The sequence below is a fragment of the Blastococcus sp. MG754426 genome, from assembly GCF_021699055.1.
GTDB lineage: Bacteria > Actinomycetota > Actinomycetes > Mycobacteriales > Geodermatophilaceae > Blastococcus.
Genome location: NZ_SSXC01000175.1, coordinates 1 through 653, shown reverse-complemented (window position 1 = coordinate 653; position 653 = coordinate 1). Strand labels below are relative to the sequence as shown.

The window sequence follows — 653 nt, the reverse complement described above, 5'->3', positions numbered from 1 at the left end:
TCGCACGGTCACCCGCCACCCCGTCCCGTCGCCCGGCATCGCCGGCCGCTACCGCTTCGACCGGCACGCCGGCACCTGGTGGTGGTCCCCCGAGATGCACGCGTTGATCGGCCCGGAGGCGGCGCCCTGCACCGAGGCGCTGCTCCGGGTCCAGCACCCCGCGGACGCCGCCCGGCTGCTCGCCGCCCTCTCCGCCTGCGGCAGCGGGCAGCCGTTCGCAGTCGAGACGCACGTGCACCACCCGGACCGGCCCGCGCGACCGGTGCTGCTGGTCGGCGAACCCGCCGGGGACGGGGCCGGGGGCGTGCGGGCGGTCGAGGGGTTCTGCGTCGACCTCACCGCCGCCCGGGCCCAGGCACCCGACCCGACCGGGGCGGCGGCGCTGCGAGCGGAGGTCGACCAGTTGCGGACGGCCATGGCCAGCCGGGCGGTCATCGAGCAGGCCAAGGGCATCCTCATGCTGCTCACCGGCTGCACCGAGCAGCCCGCGTTCGACCTGCTGTCGCACATCTCCAGCCACACCCACCGGAAGGTGCGCGACGTCGCGCAGGCGATCACCGCCTCGGCCGCGGGGCACGGCGTCCTCCCCGAGGACGTGAGCACGATCCTGCGCGACGCCTGCCCCCCGCGGTAGCCGCCGGCCGGCCCCTCCC

General features: G+C 77.2%; 1 protein-coding gene. It reads left to right on the top strand.

The genetic code is table 11. From position 1 onward, the window contains the following. The coding region (locus tag E9549_RS22860; protein ID WP_236828894.1) for an ANTAR domain-containing protein at nucleotides 1-634 on the top strand (634 nt) is incomplete at its 5' end. Between the last annotated feature and the right edge of the window lie 19 nt (nucleotides 635-653).